The 13308-nt window shown below is 73.2% G+C and carries 13 protein-coding genes and 1 pseudogene; 6 read left to right on the top strand and 8 right to left on the bottom strand.

What is annotated here, in order from left to right; genetic code table 11:
• Window positions 1-59: 59 nt before the first annotated feature.
• The gene (locus QF032_RS28105; protein WP_307057926.1) at window positions 60-905 is read right to left on the bottom strand and encodes a DUF4190 domain-containing protein; all 846 of its coding nucleotides are present in this window, start codon (window positions 903-905) and stop codon (window positions 60-62) included.
• A gap of 313 nt (window positions 906-1218) precedes the next feature.
• On the opposite strand from QF032_RS28105, the gene QF032_RS28100 reads away from it, so the two are divergent.
• Both QF032_RS28100 and QF032_RS28095 read left to right on the top strand, forming a co-directional pair.
• Window positions 1219-2346 carry an adenosine deaminase gene (locus tag QF032_RS28100; RefSeq protein ID WP_307046270.1) on the top strand — a complete coding sequence of 376 codons (1128 nt, stop codon included), beginning with the start codon at window positions 1219-1221 and terminating at the stop codon, window positions 2344-2346.
• 70 nt (window positions 2347-2416) lie between these two features.
• Window positions 2417-3103, top strand: a complete 687-nt coding sequence (locus QF032_RS28095; protein WP_307046268.1) for a glycerophosphodiester phosphodiesterase — start codon at window positions 2417-2419, stop codon at window positions 3101-3103.
• Window positions 3104-3112: 9 nt separating this feature from the next.
• Here the strand turns inward: QF032_RS28095 and QF032_RS28090 are convergent, their stop codons facing one another.
• The 7 genes from QF032_RS28090 to QF032_RS28060 form a co-directional block, all read right to left on the bottom strand.
• Entirely contained in the window at window positions 3113-4801 is a 1689-nt protein-coding gene (locus QF032_RS28090; protein ID WP_307046266.1) for an RNA polymerase sigma factor, read from the bottom strand.
• A gap of 170 nt (window positions 4802-4971) precedes the next feature.
• Window positions 4972-5493 (bottom strand): hypothetical protein, encoded by a 522-nt coding sequence (locus QF032_RS28085; RefSeq protein WP_307046264.1) that lies wholly within the window; start codon window positions 5491-5493, stop codon window positions 4972-4974.
• A gap of 80 nt (window positions 5494-5573) precedes the next feature.
• A complete protein-coding gene (locus QF032_RS28080; protein WP_307057924.1) occupies window positions 5574-6122 on the bottom strand; it encodes a hypothetical protein in 549 nt (182 codons plus the stop codon).
• Window positions 6106-6603: an RNA polymerase sigma factor gene (locus QF032_RS28075; RefSeq protein WP_306949055.1), complete on the bottom strand. Its 498-nt coding sequence runs from the start codon at window positions 6601-6603 to the stop codon at window positions 6106-6108. The genes QF032_RS28080 and QF032_RS28075 overlap by 17 nt, the downstream gene beginning before the upstream one ends.
• Window positions 6600-7304 (bottom strand): class F sortase, encoded by a 705-nt coding sequence (locus QF032_RS28070; RefSeq protein WP_307057922.1) that lies wholly within the window; start codon window positions 7302-7304, stop codon window positions 6600-6602. The genes QF032_RS28075 and QF032_RS28070 overlap by 4 nt, the downstream gene beginning before the upstream one ends.
• Window positions 7301-7672, bottom strand: a complete 372-nt coding sequence (locus tag QF032_RS28065) for a sortase-dependent protein (protein WP_307060401.1) — start codon at window positions 7670-7672, stop codon at window positions 7301-7303. The genes QF032_RS28070 and QF032_RS28065 overlap by 4 nt, the downstream gene beginning before the upstream one ends.
• 459 nt (window positions 7673-8131) lie before the next feature.
• Window positions 8132-9580 (bottom strand): gamma-aminobutyraldehyde dehydrogenase, encoded by a 1449-nt coding sequence (locus QF032_RS28060; RefSeq protein WP_107441689.1) that lies wholly within the window; start codon window positions 9578-9580, stop codon window positions 8132-8134.
• A 180-nt stretch (window positions 9581-9760) separates the two neighbouring features.
• Between QF032_RS28060 and QF032_RS28055 the strand changes: the two genes are divergently transcribed.
• The 4 genes and pseudogenes from QF032_RS28055 to QF032_RS28040 all read left to right on the top strand — a co-directional run.
• Window positions 9761-10279 (top strand): Lrp/AsnC family transcriptional regulator, encoded by a 519-nt coding sequence (locus QF032_RS28055; protein WP_306949058.1) that lies wholly within the window; start codon window positions 9761-9763, stop codon window positions 10277-10279.
• A gap of 19 nt (window positions 10280-10298) precedes the next feature.
• Window positions 10299-11663, top strand: coding sequence for an aspartate aminotransferase family protein (locus QF032_RS28050; protein ID WP_306949059.1), 1365 nt, complete (start codon window positions 10299-10301; stop codon window positions 11661-11663).
• Window positions 11664-11902: 239 nt separating this feature from the next.
• Window positions 11903-12646, top strand: coding sequence for an ABC transporter ATP-binding protein (locus QF032_RS28045; RefSeq protein ID WP_306949060.1), 744 nt, complete (start codon window positions 11903-11905; stop codon window positions 12644-12646).
• Window positions 12628-13243: pseudogene (locus QF032_RS28040) on the top strand (hypothetical protein); the annotation flags it as partial. The gene QF032_RS28045 and the pseudogene QF032_RS28040, both read left to right, overlap by 19 nt.
• Window positions 13244-13308: the final 65 nt, after the last annotated feature.

Raw genomic sequence — 13308 nt, 5'->3', positions numbered from 1 at the left:
GCAGGGCAGGAGGCCCGGGGGCAGGGAGCGCGGGGCGGGCGATAGGGGCAGGGGCGGTGCTAGGGGGCCACGATCGTCAGGACGCCCACGCCGATCGCCAGCACCATGCCCACCGCGCCGCAGATGATCCCGGCCAGCGCCTGACCGGGGTTCGACGCCTCACCGCGGCGGGCCTTTCCACGCCCGATCGCGCCGAACACGACACCCAGGATGCCGAAGACGATGGCCAGCGGCCACAGACAGAAGACGACGGAGGCGAGGATCCCGAGCACCAGCCCGGCCACGCCCAGTCCGTTGTTGTCCCCGACCCCGCCGCCCCAGCCGTAGAGACCGGGCGCGCCGCCGTAGTGCGGGTGCGACGGATAGCCGTAGCCGCCGGGGTAGCCGTACGGGACCTGCCCGGGGCCGTCGGGAGCGATGGGCGGCGGAGGCACCGGCCCGCCGTGCGCCGGAGGGGCGAAGTGGCCGGGCGGCGGACCGCCCGCGGCCGTGGCGGGACCCGGCGGCGGGAAGCCGCCGAGCGTGCCGTTCGGCTGCGGTCCGCCGAACGGGTCGGCCCAAGGCTGCGGCGTCACGCCGGGCAACGAGGTCATCGTCCGCTGGTCGTGGACGGAGGGCGGCGCCTGGTCCTGCGCTGTGGGCCCGCCGGTGCCGGGCGCGAGCGGTTCGTTCGCGGCGACGGTGTGGCCGGGGCCGCTCCGCGCCTCGCCACCGGGCGCCGCCCATGGGTTCGGCGGGGGCGGGGAGGCCGCGTCCGGAGCACTGCCGGCCGGGGCGGCCTTGTCCAACGGCACCCGGGGCCTCCCGGGCTCCGCGTCCCGCGGTCCGTCCGTCGCGTCGGAGGCGGGTGCGGGCCACGGGTCGTGGGCGGCGTCACCGGCCGGAGTCGGCGCGTCGTCGGACATGCGTGGATCCCCTCTGTCGCCCCTCGACCGGACGGTCGCTCTGCGTTCCGTCATCCGTACACCGTCCCGCCCTGCGTACGTTCCGTCATGCTACGGCCCGTGGCCGCCGAGGCCGTCAGCGGGCCGCACCCCGCGCAAGGCCCACACGCACCCCTCCACCGCACTTCCGGGCCTCCAGACCTCCGGCGTCCGGGCGTCCGGGCGTCCGCGTCACCCGGGCGTCCGCCTACGATGATCGGGACTCATCGATCAGCCGATCACCCGCGTCCCGTCCGGCCCGCACGGCCCGGGGCGCCGTCCCGGGGAGGACCCCATGACCGACCGCCTCGACGCATCCTCGGCAGCCGCCGCCTCCGGCTCCCCCGTCTCCGGCGTGCCCGCAGGACCCACCGCCGCGGCGGCGGCCGGAGCCCGCGGTCTGCACGCCTTCGTCGCCGGGCTGCCCAAGGCCGAGCTGCACGTCCACCACGTCGGCTCCGCGTCCCCCCGCATCGTCTCCGAGCTGGCCGCCCGGCACCCCGACTCCAAGGTGCCCACCGACCCCGAGGCTCTCGCCGACTACTTCACGTTCACGGACTTCGCCCACTTCATCGAGGTCTACCTGTCCGTCGTCGATCTCATCCGCACCCCCGAGGACGTCCGGCTGCTCACCTACGAGGTCGCCCGGGACCTGGCCCGTCAGCAGGTGCGGTACGCCGAGCTGACCGTCACCCCCTTCTCCTCCACCCGGCGCGGCATCGACGAACGCGCCTTCATGGACGCCATCGAGGACGCCCGCAAGGCGGCCGAGGCGGAGTTCGGGACCGTGCTGCGCTGGTGCTTCGACATCCCCGGCGAGGCCGGTCTCGAGGCCGCCGAGGAGACGACCCGGCTCGCCACCGACGACCGGATCCGCCCGGAGGGACTGGTCTCCTTCGGGCTCGGCGGGCCCGAGGTCGGCGTGGAACGCCCACAGTTCAAGCCGTACTTCGACCGGGCGATCGCCGCCGGGCTGCGCTCGGCGCCGCACGCCGGCGAGACCACCGGCCCGCAGACGGTGTGGGACGCGCTCACGCATCTGCGCGCCGAGCGCATCGGACACGGCACCAGCTCCGCGCAGGACGAGAAGCTGCTCGCACACCTCGCCGAACACCGCATCGCCCTGGAGGTGTGCCCGACCTCGAACATCGCCACGCGTGCGGTCCGCACCCTCGACGAACACCCGATCAGGGAGTTCGTGAAGGCCGGCGTCCTGGTCACGGTCAACTCCGACGACCCGCCCATGTTCGGCACCGACCTGAACAACGAGTACGCGGTCGCCGCCCGGCTCCTCGACCTCGACGAGCGGGGCGTCGCCGGTCTCGCGAAGAACGCGGTCGAGGCGGCCTTCCTGGACGAGGCCGGCAAGGCCCGGCTGCGGACCGAGATCGACGCGTACGCCACCGGGTGGCTCGCCCCCTGACCGGAACCCCCGCTCCCGTGCCCACGCCGGGTCGGGTCGGGTCCGGGTCCGGGTCCGGCACCATGGGCTCATGCAGAACGTGACCGCCGTGGCCCATCGCGGCGACCCCTACCGCCTCCGTGAGAACACGATCGCCTCGCTGCGTTCCGCGCTCGACCTGGGCGCGGACGCCGTGGAGTGTGACGTACGGCTCACCAGGGACGGCGTGCCCGTGCTGCTGCACGACGCGACGTTGAAGCGGCTGTGGGGGCAGGACCGTCCGCTGGCCTCGTTGTCCGCGGCCGAGGTGCGCGGACTGACGGCCGGCGCGGTGCCGACGCTCGCGGAGGCGCTCGCGGCGACCGAGGGCAGCCGGCTGATGCTCGACCTGCCCGGCACCCGGGAGGCGGGCACGGCACGGCGGATCGTCGACGCCGTGCGCGAGGCAGGGGCGGCGGACCGGGTGTACTACTGCGCGGGCGCCGTCGCGATGCTCGCCGTGCGCGCCGCCGACCCGTCCGCCGAGATCGCGCTCACCTGCACGAGTCTGGCGCCCCCGCGCCCGGCGCTGCTCGCGGCGGTGAAGCCGCGCTGGCTCAACTACCGCTTCTCCCTGGTGGACCGGGATCTCGCCGCGCGCGTCCACCGGGACGGCCACCTGCTCTCCGTCTGGACCCCCGACACCCGGCGTTCCCTGCGGCGGCTCGTCGGCCTGGGCGTCGACTCGATCACCACGAACCGCATCGACCTCCTGACCGCGCTGCGCAAGGAGGGCTGAGCCCCGCCGTCACACGCGGGAGCGCTGCGGCACGGTCGCGGGGTCGGCCGGGGTCTCCCGGGTCGCGTACTGCGGGACCGGTGTGTCGTCCCCGCCGGTGTCGCGGACCAGCCCGTAGCGCCGCACGCCCCGGCCGGGGCCGCTCGTGACGTCCTTCTCCACGGCGTCCCAGGTCGTCGGGAAGACGTTGAGGCCGTAGTCGGCGCCCCGCTCGTTCACGGTGAGCGTGACGGTGCCGGTGAGATAGAAGTACTCGTTCTGCCACATCTGCTGGGCGCCCGGCGGCAGGACGGTGTAGCCGGTGACCCGGTCGCCCATGCCGGTGGCCGTGCCGTCCGTGCCGACGGGGTCGTCCATCCGGCGTCCGCCGCCGGAGGCCACATGGAAGAGCCTGCCCCTGAGGCCGGTCCAGCTCGGCATGACCAGGGCCCCGGACCGGTGCTGGGGCGATATCTGCCAGCGCACGAGGACATAGCCCTGTCCGCTGAGCGTCACGCTGTCCCCGCGGTGGTTCATGGTGGCGTGGGCGCCACCGCTGCTGGTGACGCCGGAGGCGGGCCGCTCCGGCAGGGCGGCCGGCGGGGTCTTCGGGTCGGGCGCGCGGTCGACGGCGTCGACGACGCTGCCGTACCGGGCCGCCCTCCGCACGCTCTTCGACGGCGAGGGCGACGGCGACGGCGAGGCCTCGGGGACGGCCCCGCCCGACGCGGAGGCGGCGGGCGCGGCGGGCGCCGTCGGCGCGACGGCCGCGCGTCCGGGCGGGTCGTCGGGGGGCTGCACGACGACGTACGCGCCGCCCGCGGCGAGCGTCGCGCCGGCCGTGACCACGACGGCCGGCTTGGTCAGCGCGGTCAGCACCTTCGCGGACCAGCCGACGGAGGCGGCGCCCGTGGCCGCGGCCGCCGTCTTGCCGCCGAGGACGAGCGAGATCGCGACTCCGGCCGGGACGGGCACCAGGGCGATCCCCACGAGCAGCCGTTCCGCCGGTACGACGGTCTCGCAGGCGCCGTCGCAGTAGCCGCAGCCGCGGATGTGCCGGGCCAGCCGCTTGCGCCAGACGGAGTCGGGGCGGCCGGTCCAGCGGGCGGTCAGTTCGCGCAGACCGGGGCAGGCGCCGGCGAGGGCGCGCACGATGCCCCGGGAGACCTCCAGACGTTCCTTGACCCGCTGCACGCGCACCGCCGCGTGCTGCCGGCTGATGCCGACGGCCGCGGCCAGCTCGCGCCGGGTGAGCTCGCCCGCGACCTCCAGCCACCACAGGGACAGCAGCTGCCGGTCCTCGTCGTCCAGCCAGCGCACCGCTTCCGCGACCTCCCGCCGCTGCCCCTCCAACTGCAGCCGCAGCACGGTGAGTTCGGCGAAGTCGGCGGTCCCGTCCGGGGTCGCGCTCTCGTCGAGGGGGGCGGCGGTCCTGCGGCGGGCCCGGTCACGTACCTGACGCATGGCGATGGCCACCAGCCAGGAGCGGAAGCTGTCGGGGTCGCGCAGCGAGCCGAGGTTGCCGACGGCCCGCAGCATGGTCTCCTGGACGACGTCGTCCACGTCCGCGTGGCCGTTGAGGGCCCGGCCGACGACGTTGTAGACGAGCGGCAGCCAGCCCGCCACCAGTTCGTCCAGCGCCTCCCGGTCACCTGCCTGCGCCGCCGTGATCGTGGCGCGCCAGCGCCGCCCGGTCTCGGCGTCGACGTGCGTCCTCATGCCCGCACCCTCTCAGCCGGGCCCCCGTGGTTGGCAATGTCGGAGATCACATCTGAGGGGACGGGCCGCGACGGCCGGGGATAACACTTTTCCCTCCCCTGCCCCTCGCGCCCCTCCCCCTCGCGTCCCTCCCCCTCACGCCCCTCCCCCTCGCCTCCCAGCCGCGGCGCTCACACCGCGGGCGCCGTCCAGGGGTTCGGGCCGCTCTGCGCCAGCCGCTGGATCTTCCCGCGCACGACGTACAACGGGACGATCCCGAACACGCCGAAGGAGATGTCGATCACGCTCCACCAGAGGGGAATGCCCCGGATCGGTCCGCAGATCAGCGCGAGCGGGACGATCCCGGCGCAGGCGATCATCGCGAACTCCACGACCCAGACGTTGCGGACCGGGTCACGGTAGGGGCCGTAGAACGCGACGGCGATCACGAGGTGGGCGAAGGCCAGCCAGTCCGTGCCGTAGAGCAGGAACGGGTGGTCGGCGTCGGCGGCGTCGAGGCCGCGCCGGACGCGCTCGATCCACTCCATCGCGCCGGGCAGCCGCTCCGGCACGGACAGCGCGCGCAGCAACTCCTCCGTCCAGCGCAGTTCATGGACGAGCGGGAAGGCCGTGACGCCGCTGAGCACCAGACAGACGACGAAGAGGGCCAGCCAGACACGAATGCCCTTCACCAGGGCGGCTCTGTCGCTCATGACGGCAGCGTACGCCGAAATTGAACACGTTCAAAACCTGTTTCGCGGGCAGCTCCGCGGAGCGCCGTCCACGACGGGCGTCAACGGCGCGTGGCCGCGGCGGACGGCATGACGGACCCCTCGCTCGTCTCCGCCGGAGCCGGACGGGTCCCGGTCTGCCTCGGCGGTGACGGCGACGGCGACGGGTCACGGCTGGGGCCACCGGTGGAGGCAGCGGTGTCGGTGGGAGCAGTCGAGGCCCGGGCGTCCGGCGGGGTCGCGGTCGCCCCCTCGGTAGGGTCCTCGGCGACCGGGGTCGGCGAGGCCGCCGGGGCGGGCACGGTCGCCGGGGCGGGCACGGTCGCCGGGCCGCTCGCCGGGGGCGGGGCGAGCGGGATCGCGGGCGGCGGCGTCCCTGAGGTGCTCGGGCGCAGCGGCAGCAGGACGGCGAGCGCGGCGACGGCGCAGGTGGCGCCGGCCGCGGCCGCGGCGCGCAGGGTCCGGCGGCGGCGCGCACCGCGGCGGACCCTCTCGTAGCTGCCGGGCGGCGGCGCGAGACGACCGGACGCGGGCCGCAGGACGACGGCGAGGGGGTCGTCCGGGGCGAGGTCCCGGCGGCCGTCGTCGAAGTCGTCAACGGGCGTGATCAAGGCTTCTCCTCAGGTGGGCGCGGAGCAGTTCACGGGCCGCGTGCAGATCGGCCTTGACGGTCCCTTCCTTGCGCCCGGTCAGCGCGGACACCTCCCGGATCGGCATGTCAGCGTAGTAGTGCAGCAGGATCGGGACGCGCAGCCGGTCGGGCAGGGACTGCACGAGCATCCGCACCGAGGGGTCGGCCGGTTCGGCGGGCGGGGCGATCGCGGCCTCGACGGTGGCGCGGCGCACGGCCCGGCGTTCCCGCTCGAGCTTGCGCCAGTGATCGCGGACGAGGTTGGCGGCGGTGACGAAGAGGAAGCCCTGGGGTTCCGCCACCGACGTCCAGCGGGCCCACAGCCGGGTGAACGCCTCCGACGCGATCTCGTGCGCCGTCTCGTCGTCGTCGACGAGACGGCGGCACCAGCCGGCCAGGCGTGGATAGAGGGCGGCGAACAGCTCGGACGCCGCCCTGTCGCGCGAGCGTGACCGTTTCAACGTTCTCCCGCAGAACTGCTCGAGCCGCTCGGCGCGACGCCCGGCCCGGTGTTCGATCCCGTGCTCGACCCGGCGCTCAGCACGGCGAAGACGATCACGTTGTCACGGTATCCGTCGCCGGTGCGGGGGCCGCCGCACGTGATGAGACGCAGTTCGGGGCGGTCCACGTTCCCGTAGACGTCCTGTGTGGGAAAGCGCGCCTTGTCGACGGTGCGCACCTCGGTGACGGCGAACTCGGCCGTCGTGCCGTTCTCCAGACGCGCCGCGATCCGGTCGCCGGCACGCAGCCGGCCCAGGCGGCGGAAGACTCCGTCGCCGTAGCGGCCGACCGTGACGTGACCGAGGATCACCGACGGCCCGGTCTGCCCGGGCGTCGGCGAGTGCTCGTACCACCCCGCCCGGTCGTGCTTCTCGACCGGAGGCACCTGGACGCTGCCGTCGGCGGCCAGCCCCAGCCGCATGACCGGGGTGTCGACCCCGATGGCCGCGATCCGCAGCCCGACCGGCGCCGACCGCGCGAGCGGACGCACCGGCCGCCCCGCGGTCACGGAGGGAGCCGAGGAGGCCGAGGAGGAGGCGGGGCCCGAGGCGGACGCGCCGGCGTCCGGTACGGCCGCCGGCGTCTCGCCGCCGCCACAGCTCGTGAGCAGCAGCACCGCCAGGGCCGTCAGGGCCGCGGCGCGCCTGGAGAGCGGGCTCATGCGCCGGACGCCCTCCGGCGGCGTACGACGTGGAAGACCACGCCGGCCGCAGCGGACGCCGCGGCCGCGCCGCCGATCAGTGCGCCGTGCCCCTCGGACGAAGGCTCGCCGACACCGGTCCCGGCCCCTCCCCTGGGCACCACGCCGACCTGGCTCGGCACCGTCGACGGCGTCCTGCCGGACTCGGCGGGAGCGGTGGTCGGCATGGCGGAGGCGTCGGAGGGGGCCTCGGAGGGGGCCGGGGTGGCGGCCCGCCCGGCGGTGGTGGGCACCGGGGCCGGCGTCCCCGAGTCGGCGAGTGCGGGCGTTGCGCCCGCCAGCAGGGCGGCGCCCACAACTGCCAGGCCGGCAAAGCCGGTTCGGGACATGAGTCGCATGAATCGCTCTCTTTCATCGGTCCGTTGACGGATCGGACGAAGAGACGAGACAGCCCGCACCCAGGTTGTAAAGAGATGGCAAAGCCGAAACCCGGGAGAGGAGAGGGCCGGGAGACGGGTGGGGCGGGAGAGCTGGGGAGGGGCGGGAGAGCGGGGAGGGGCGGGAGAGCGGGGAGGGGCGGGAGAGCCGGGGGGCGGGAAAGCCGGGGGGGGCGGGAGAGCCGGGGGGGGCGGGGGGCCTGGCGTCAGGGATCAGTGGCGAGCGTGCCCGCCACAACCCGACACCCTGCCGACCATCGACCCGTCAAGGGCACAGCGGACGGCCCCCGGTTCAGGCAACCGAGGGCCGAACTCCCCAAGGCGCGCGGGGAACTGCGCGACCACCACGACAACTCACCCGCACCCCACCACGAACGGCCGCCCGCGAGATCCCGGCCGGCCCGCGGAGCGCTACGCGTCCAGGGACGTCATGACGTGCTTGATGCGGGTGTAGTCGTCGAAGCCGTAGCCCGAGAGGTCCTTGCCGTAGCCGGACTTCTTGAAGCCGCCGTGCGGCATCTCGGCGACCAGCGGGATGTGGGTGTTGATCCACACGCAGCCGAAGTCGAGCTTCTTGGACATCCGCATGGCGCGGCCGTGGTCCTTGGTCCACACCGAGGAGGCGAGGGCGTAGTCGACGCCGTTGGCCCACTCCACCGCCTGCTCCTCGTCGGTGAAGGACTGGACGGTGATGACCGGTCCGAAGACCTCGTTCTGGATGATCTCGTCGTCCTGCTTCAGCCCGGACACCACGGTCGCGGCGTAGAAGTAGCCCTTGTCGCCGACCTGCTTGCCGCCCGCTTCGACCTTCGCGTGCGCGGGCAGCCGTTCGATGAAGCCGGACACCTGCTTGAGCTGGTTGGGGTTGTTCAGCGGGCCGTACAGCACGTCCTCGTCGTCCGGCTGCCCGGTCTTCGTCTCGGACGCGGCCTTCGCGAGCGCGGCCACGAACTCGTCGTGGATGGACTCCTGGACGAGGACGCGCGTGGCGGCCGTGCAGTCCTGGCCGGCGTTGAAGTAACCCGCCACGGAGATGTCCTCGACGGCCTTGGCGATGTCGGTGTCCTCGAAGACGACGACGGGCGCCTTGCCGCCCAGCTCCAGGTGGACCCGCTTGAGGTCCCTGGACGCCGACTCGGCGACCGACATGCCCGCGCGGACCGAGCCGGTGATGGAGGCCATCGCCGGGGTGGGGTGCTCCACCATCAGCCGGCCGGTGTCCCGGTCGCCGGTGACGACGTTGAAGACGCCCTTGGGCAGGATCGAGCCGACGATGTCGGCGATCAGGACGGTGGACGCCGGGGTGGTGTCCGAGGGCTTGAGGACGACCGTGTTGCCCGCCGCGATCGCCGGGGCGAACTTCCACACGGCCATCATCATCGGGTAGTTCCACGGCGCGACCTGCGCGCAGACGCCGACCGGCTCCCGGCGCACGATCGAGGTCATCCCGTCCATGTACTCGCCGGCCGAGCGCCCCTCGAGCATCCGGGCCGCGCCCGCGAAGAAGCGGATCTGGTCGACCATGGGCGGGATCTCCTCGGAGCGGGTGAGCCCGACGGGCTTGCCCGTGTTCTCCACCTCGGCCGCGATGAGCTCCTCGGCGCGCTCCTCGAAGGCGTCCGCGATCTTCAGCAGGGCCTTCTGACGCTCGGCGGGCGTGGTGTCGCGCCAGCCCGGGAACGCCTCGGCGGCGGCGGCCATCGCGGCGTCGACGTCCGCCCGGCCGGACAGCGGCGCCGTCGCGTACGCCTCGCCCGTCGCCGGGTTGACCACCTCGGTGGTCCGTCCGTCGGCGGCGTCCCGGAACTCACCGGCGATGTAATTCCGTAGTTTGCGCATCGGACGCAGCTCGGTGCTCACTGCCGGGCCTCCTGATCGGTTTCTGACTGCTGGGGGTGTCCATGTACTGAGACACCCACCCTAATCCGCCCGCCCGCGTTTTCAACACCCCCGATCACGCCGGGGCTGCGGAATCCGTAGATCTCACTCACGTAAACAACGAATTTCATCGCCTCGACCTTGCGGAACTGTCGAGCTGTCGTGCACAGTGACGTCGTGGCCAGTCGAAGCGCAGAGCACAGGGACTCCCGCGAGTCCAGGAGCGGCAGCACCCCTCACCTGGATGCCGTCAGCCTCGCCATCATCGAGCAGCTCCAGGAGGACGGCCGCCGGCCGTACGCCGCGATCGGCAAGGCCGTCGGCCTGTCGGAGGCGGCCGTACGCCAGCGCGTCCAGAAGCTGCTCGACCAGGGCGTGATGCAGATCGTCGCCGTCACCGACCCGCTCACCGTGGGCTTCCGGCGGCAGGCGATGGTCGGGATCAACGTCGAGGGCGACGTGGAGTCCGTGGCGGAAGCGCTCACCGACATGTCCGAGGTCGAGTACGTGGTGATGACCGCGGGCTCGTTCGACGTCCTCGCCGAGATCGTCTGCGAGGACGACGACCACCTGCTGGACGTCATCAACAAACGCATCCGGGCCCTGCCGGGCGTGCGCTCCACCGAGAGCTTCGTCTATCTGAAGCTGAAGAAGCAGACCTACATGTGGGGAACCCGATAACCGTGAGGACCCGATAACCGTGAGCACCAAGGACCTCAGCCGCACCGCGTACGACCACCTGTGGATGCACTTCACCCGCATGTCCTCGTACGAGAACTCGCCGGTCCCGACGATCGTCCGGGGCGAGGGCACCTACATCTACGACGACAAGGGCAAGCGCTACCTCGACGGCCTCGCCGGCCTGTTCGTGGTGCAGGCGGGCCACGGGCGCGTGGAACTCGCCGAGGCGGCCTTCAAGCAGGCCCAGGAGCTGGCGTTCTTCCCGGTGTGGTCCTACGCCCACCCGAAGGCCGTGGAACTCGCGGAGCGTCTGGCCGACCACGCGCCGGGCGACCTCAACAAGGTCTTCTTCACCACCGGCGGCGGTGAGGCCGTGGAGACCGCCTGGAAGCTCGCCAAGCAGTACTTCAAGCTGACCGGCAAGCCGACCAAGTACAAGGTCATCTCGCGGGCGGTCGCCTACCACGGCACCCCGCAGGGCGCCCTGTCCATCACCGGCCTGCCGGCCCTCAAGGCCCCCTTCGAGCCGCTCGTCCCGGGCGCGCACAAGGTGCCGAACACCAACATCTACCGCGCCCCGATCCACGGCGACGACCCCGAGGCCTTCGGCCGCTGGGCCGCCGACCAGATCGAGCAGCAGATCCTCTTCGAGGGCCCGGACACGGTCGCCGCGGTCTTCCTCGAGCCGGTCCAGAACGCCGGCGGCTGCTTCCCGCCGCCGCCCGGCTACTTCCGGCGGGTGCGGGAGATCTGCGACCAGTACGACGTGCTGCTCGTCTCGGACGAGGTCATCTGCGCCTTCGGCCGCCTCGGCACGATGTTCGCCTGCGACAAGTTCGGCTACGTCCCGGACATGATCACCTGCGCCAAGGGCATGACGTCGGGCTACTCCCCGATCGGCGCCTGCATCGTCAGCGACCGGCTGGCCGAGCCGTTCTACAAGGGCGACAACACCTTCCTGCACGGCTACACCTTCGGCGGCCACCCGGTCTCGGCCGCGGTGGGCCTGGCCAATCTGGACCTGTTCGAGCGCGAGGGCCTGAACCAGCACGTCCTCGACAACGAGGGCGCGTTCCTGTCCACGCTCCAGAAGCTGCACGACCTGCCGATCGTCGGCGACGTCCGCGGCAACGGCTTCTTCTACGGCATCGAACTCGTGAAGGACAAGGTCACGAAGGAATCGTTCAACGAGGAGGAGACCGAGCGCGTCCTCTACGGCTACCTCTCGAAGGCCCTCTTCGAGAACGGCCTGTACTGCCGTGCGGACGACCGCGGCGACCCGGTCGTCCAGCTGGCCCCGCCGCTGATCTCCAACCAGGAGACGTTCGACGAGATCGAGCAGATCCTGCGCGCCACGCTGACTCAGGCGTGGACGAAGCTGTGACGTCCGCGATGTCGACGATGCCCGTACTGTCGCCGATGTCCGTGACGTCAGCCTGATCAGCTGATCAACACCGGCCCCGGAGTCTGCCGTTCGAGTGAGAAACGGCGGCCCGGGGCCGTGTGCTGTCCGGCCTCCCGCCGTCGCCTGCCTAGCGTGCCAGTGACCGATCGGCCCTGCCTTCGTTCCCCCGCTCGGGGGATCGGCACGGGAACCACAGATCTGAACCGAGGTGTACGCCTATGGAGGCCCCGCCGGACGACGACGTGCTCTGGGCACGCTCCCTGCACTTCACGCACCCCGACGGCTCCCCCGGGCTGGCCGGCGTCTCGATGGGTGTGCGGGAGGGCGAGATCCTCGCCGTCAGCGGGCCCCGCGGCAGCGGCAAGACGACGCTGCTGCGCTGTCTGTCCGGCCTGGTCTCCGCCCACCGCGGCGAGGTCTGGTTCAACAGCGTCCCCGTGCACAAAATGGGCCCCTCGGCCCGCGAACGGCTGCGCCGGGACCGCTTCGGCTGGATCGACCCGGTCCCCCTCCTCGTCCCCGAGCTGAACGTCTGGGAGAACGCCGCCCTGCCCCTCATGCTCCGCGGCACCAGCCGCCGGCGGGCCAAGGTCGCCGCACTGGAATGGCTGGAACGCCTGGACATCGGCGACCGGTCCGGGCTGCGCCCGCACGAACTCACCCAGGCCGAGCGGCAACGGGTGTGCATCACCCGGGCCCTGGCCCCGGCCCCCTCGGTCCTCTTCGCGGACGAGCCCACCGCGCCGCTGCACCGGGCGGACCGCGGCCACGTCCTGCGCACGCTGACCTCGGCGGCCCGCTCGCACGGCATCACCGTGGTGCTCGCCACCCACGACACGCAGACCGCGGCCCTCGCCGACCGTACGGTCGCCCTGCTGGACGGGCGCCGGGTGAACACGGTCCATCTGCCGCCGGTCACGGAGCCGGAAGGCCGGGAAGCCGCGTGCTCGCTCTCCGTCTGACCCGCAGCGCCCACCCCGCCGTCCAGCTCCGCCGGCTCCTGGTGGCGGCGGCCTCGGCGGGCACCGGCTTCCTCCTGCTGAGCACCCTCGGCCACGCGCTCACCCACCCCGAGGCGCCGGCGTCCGCCGCGCTCCGGCTCGCCTGGTGTGCCGCGCCCCTGGCCGCCACGGTCTACCTCGCCCGGGCGGTCGCCCGCACCGACCCCGGGACCCGCCCGCGCCCCGGCCTCGCGGCGATCGGCCTGGGGCCGACCCGCCTCATGGTCGTCTCGGCGACGACGACGGCCCTGTCGACGCTGCTCGGGTCGATGCTGGCCCTGCTCCTCTTCCTCCACCTCCGCGGCGACCTCACGGGCATGCCGTTCGACGGGGCGGCGAGCGACTTCCTGGCGGCGAGCCGGCCGCTGCCCCTGCCGGCCGCGCTGACCCTTCTCTCGCTGGTCCCCGCCGCCTCGTCCGTGACGGTGGCGCTGATGCTGCGCCCGAGGGACGCGCGCGTGGCGGCCCGGGCGACGCCGAGACTGCTCGGCCGCTTCGGCGCATCCGGCACGAAGGGCCCGGGCGAGACGTTCGGCGCGTACGGCAGATACGGCGCCCACCGCACCACGACGTCCCGCGCATCCCGTCCGTCCCCCGACGGAGAACCCCAGGCCGACGACGCT

Source organism: Streptomyces achromogenes, assembly GCF_030816715.1.
In the GTDB taxonomy this organism is placed as follows: domain Bacteria; phylum Actinomycetota; class Actinomycetes; order Streptomycetales; family Streptomycetaceae; genus Streptomyces; species Streptomyces achromogenes_A.
This window is presented reverse-complemented; position numbering and strand designations above follow the sequence as displayed.

What these genes read in the sequence shown, in the direction of transcription:
- QF032_RS28105 (WP_307057926.1), bottom strand. Translation starts at nt 905, where the DNA reads ATGTCCGACGACGCGCCGACTCCGGCCGGTGACGCCGCCCACGACCCG.
- QF032_RS28100 (WP_307046270.1), top strand. Translation starts at nt 1,219, where the DNA reads ATGACCGACCGCCTCGACGCATCCTCGGCAGCCGCCGCCTCCGGCTCC.
- QF032_RS28095 (WP_307046268.1), top strand. Translation starts at nt 2,417, where the DNA reads ATGCAGAACGTGACCGCCGTGGCCCATCGCGGCGACCCCTACCGCCTC.
- QF032_RS28090 (WP_307046266.1), bottom strand. Translation starts at nt 4,801, where the DNA reads ATGAGGACGCACGTCGACGCCGAGACCGGGCGGCGCTGGCGCGCCACG.
- QF032_RS28085 (WP_307046264.1), bottom strand. Translation starts at nt 5,493, where the DNA reads ATGAGCGACAGAGCCGCCCTGGTGAAGGGCATTCGTGTCTGGCTGGCC.
- QF032_RS28070 (WP_307057922.1), bottom strand. Translation starts at nt 7,304, where the DNA reads ATGAGCCCGCTCTCCAGGCGCGCCGCGGCCCTGACGGCCCTGGCGGTG.
- QF032_RS28065 (WP_307060401.1), bottom strand. Translation starts at nt 7,672, where the DNA reads ATGTCCCGAACCGGCTTTGCCGGCCTGGCAGTTGTGGGCGCCGCCCTG.
- QF032_RS28045 (WP_306949060.1), top strand. Translation starts at nt 11,903, where the DNA reads ATGGAGGCCCCGCCGGACGACGACGTGCTCTGGGCACGCTCCCTGCAC.